General features: G+C 51.0%; 4 protein-coding genes. 1 reads left to right on the plus strand and 3 read right to left on the minus strand.

The window, feature by feature from the left end:
- Positions 1-631, minus strand: a 631-nt coding sequence (locus ABEW34_RS31860; protein ID WP_430165881.1) for a Gfo/Idh/MocA family protein, incomplete at its 3' end; no start/stop codon positions are given.
- A 34-nt stretch (positions 632-665) separates the two neighbouring features.
- Positions 666-1556, minus strand: coding sequence for a sugar phosphate isomerase/epimerase family protein (locus ABEW34_RS31865; RefSeq protein ID WP_430165884.1), 891 nt, complete (start codon positions 1554-1556; stop codon positions 666-668).
- A gap of 126 nt (positions 1557-1682) precedes the next feature.
- Between ABEW34_RS31865 and ABEW34_RS31870 the strand changes: the two genes are divergently transcribed.
- A complete protein-coding gene (locus ABEW34_RS31870) occupies positions 1683-2582 on the plus strand; it encodes an AraC family transcriptional regulator (protein WP_430165886.1) in 900 nt (299 codons plus the stop codon).
- A 46-nt stretch (positions 2583-2628) separates the two neighbouring features.
- Here ABEW34_RS31870 and ABEW34_RS31875 read toward each other — a convergent pair.
- Positions 2629-3146: NmrA family NAD(P)-binding protein (locus ABEW34_RS31875; protein ID WP_430165889.1), on the minus strand; the 518-nt coding region annotated here is incomplete at its 5' end.

A 3146-nucleotide genomic window follows, 5' to 3' on the forward strand; every position in this document is an offset into this window, starting at 1 on the left:
CGTTCCCTTCATACCAGGAGCCCGGAGGATTAAATTCGTGGCAGTAGACCGATACCGGATTCGCTCCCGATAAATACCGTGCCTGGTCGAACGTATGAATCGCCATATCGAGCAGCAGCGGACTGCTCATCGCATCGCGGAATCCGCCAAAGTGCGCGCCGATAAAAAAATCCGCACCGATAAAGCCGGTTCGCCCGATATGGCCCTCCGACATCAGCTTGCGCAAAGCCCGAATGCGCCCATCGTATCGGCGATTTTGCATAACGGCATGCGTACGGCCCGTACGCTGCGCCAGCTTCACAATAGACAAGCATTCTTCCATCGTTTCTGCCAAGGGCTTCTCGCCAAATACGTGACAGCCCTGCTCCAGCGCTGTAGCGCCGATCGAATAGTGGCTGGACGGGATGGTAATATCAAAAACAAGGTTCGCCCCCGTCTCTGCAAGCGCAGCCTGCAAGCTGGTATAAGTCGGACAGCTCAATCCTTTACGCTCAGCCATCGCTTGGGCAAATTCCTGTTTTATATCGACCAGACCGACGATTTCCGTATCCTTCCTGCCTTGTGCGTAGTCCACCCATTTGTTAGCCATTCCGCCACAGCCTGCGACGACTACCTGATATTTTGCTGTCATTATGCTATTCCTCCCGCTTCTCTTCAGCTAGTATTTATACGCTTGGATTTGGAATAAAATCGCCACCACGGCAGCGCTTCAAATAATTTAATGCGTGAACCTGACCCGTCATTTCCAGCTCGTCCTTGTACACAGGATCATGCCAGCCCTCGATATCAATCGTGCCTTTATAGCCATTTTGACGCAAAATCGTAATAATATCGCTCCAGTTGCTGTCGCCAAACCCCGGCGTCCGGTGCCACACAAATGGCTGAGGACCATGCACACCATGCTCCTTCACAATATCCCAAGCGATCGTCGCATCTTTGCCATGAACATGGAATACTTTGCTTGCCCATTTGCGGAGCTGCGGGATCGGATCAATCAGGCTAACCATCTGATGGCAAGGCTCCCACTCCAGGCCAATATTATCCTCTGGCACCGCGTTGAACATAAGCTCCCACGCTGCCGGGTTATGCGCGATATTCCAGTCTCCCTGCTTCCACGTGCCACCCATATCGCAGTTTTCGAACGCAATCTGCACGCCTTTGTCCGCCGCACGCCTCGTTAGCTCCCCGAACACTTCCTTAAAACGCGGGATCGATTCATCAATCGGCTGATCCGTCAATCGGCCAGTAAATCCGGATACAATATTAGCGCCAAAAAGTGACGCATGGTCGATTAAGCGCTCCCAACTGGCTAAAGTATCAGCATTGTCGCCCGCTCCCGTAAGCGGATTGCCGAAGACGCTAAGCGCCGACACCACAAAGCCATGCTCATCGGATAGCGCTCTTACACGTTTGGCCAATTCCGGCAAATCTGTCTGGCCCGTCGTTTGCCAGAACGTCAAATTAAAAGATTCAAAACCATGTCCCACGATTTGCGGTATAATCCTATCGGCATTCCCGCCGCCTACCAAGGTACCTATACGCATTTGTTCACTCATGCTTGAATATCACTCCAATATTGGCTTATAGTATGCTTAGCACCTTCATTATAACGAGAGAATTACGAGATGACTCTACACAATCTTGAGCAAAAGTAGTCTAATCTTGTGGTGGTGAAAATGATTATGACGTATCCGAAAGAGCTGTGGGAAAATACGCGACTAGAGCATAAGGCGTATCCCATTCAATTATTTCATAACCAGGTGCTTGGAATTAAACCTGGTGACAGCATGCTGTATTTGCATTGGCATGAGCATTTCGAGATGATTCTGATGAGAGAAGGCCATGCGCTGCTGCATATCGACAGCAGACCTTATGAGATATCGCCGGGGGAGCTGATCGTTATTCCTGGAGGCGGCCTGCATGTTGGCTATGCACTGAGTGAAGGCGATATTCGTTACGATTGTATCGTCTTTAATGCCTCATTGTTCAATGAATGGGTTCATGATCCCGTACATGCGCAGCTTGTTGCCCCTTACCTGGAAGGGACGCTAAGATTTCCCGTCAAACCGCTGGAGCATGAGCAGCATGCCGGAACTATCATAAAGCTTCTGGATGAGCTAGTGGGAGAGTTTGACGATAAGCAGTCAGGCTATCAACTGCTCGTCAAAGCAAAGCTGTATAGCGCGCTAACGCTGCTTGCCCGCCGTTACGACAGCCAGCCGCCAAGCAGTGGCAGAGGCGCAGCCGCCTCCCACCTCGCTAACCGCGATCGCTTCAAGCAGCTGATCAAACGGTTAGAGTCCGATTTTCAAACCAAAATAACGGTAGAAGCAGCGGCAAGGCAGGTTAATCTGAACCCATTCCATTTCTGCAAGCAGTTCAAAAAGCTGACTGGACGCACCTTCGTCGAGTACGTCAACGTTTGTCGCGTCAACGAGGCGCAGAGGCTGCTGCTGCAAACGACATCCACCATTGCCGAAATCGCAGCAGCGGTAGGCTGCGACAATCCTAATTACTTTACGAAGCTGTACAAACAATACAAGGGCATAACTCCGTCAGAAGCACGCAAACGGCCCTTGTAGCGAAGCACGGCGGTTCCATAATTTCATTTATAGGTGGACTCCGACGCTACCGGAAATTTTCGACATACTCATGCAGAAAGGCGTCTAGCGTGCGTGGCTCTCTGCCGAGCAAGCGCTTCACAGTGTCATTTGGACTTTCCGGCACCATCGTAGACATGGTTTGAATTTCCACAACGTGGTTCGCGAGCCAAGGTGGCATATGCCCGTGCTCGATAAGATTGCGGAGTAGTACTTGGGGCTCCATGTTGATGTAGCTTATCGGCCGATTAAGCAGGGCGGATAGTTGACTCGCGATCTGGGGATAACTGAATATCTCCGAACCAGTAAGCGTATATATTTGGCCTGATACCTCGCGGTTGGTCAGAACTTCTACGGCAACATCTGCGATATCGCGGCAGTCAATGAAGTTACAAGGTGAATCGCCCATGGAGCCAAAGAAAACATTTTGGGTAGTGACCGTTGGTGCAAGGCGCATTAAGTTTTGCATGAACGCATAAGGGCGCAACACGGTGTGGCTGAGACCCGATTCTCTCAGCGTCTTCTCGATTTCTTGATGCCAGCCCG

It is taken from the genome of Paenibacillus algorifonticola (assembly GCF_050481745.1).
GTDB classification, from domain to species: Bacteria; Bacillota; Bacilli; order Paenibacillales; family Paenibacillaceae; genus Pristimantibacillus; species Pristimantibacillus algorifonticola_A.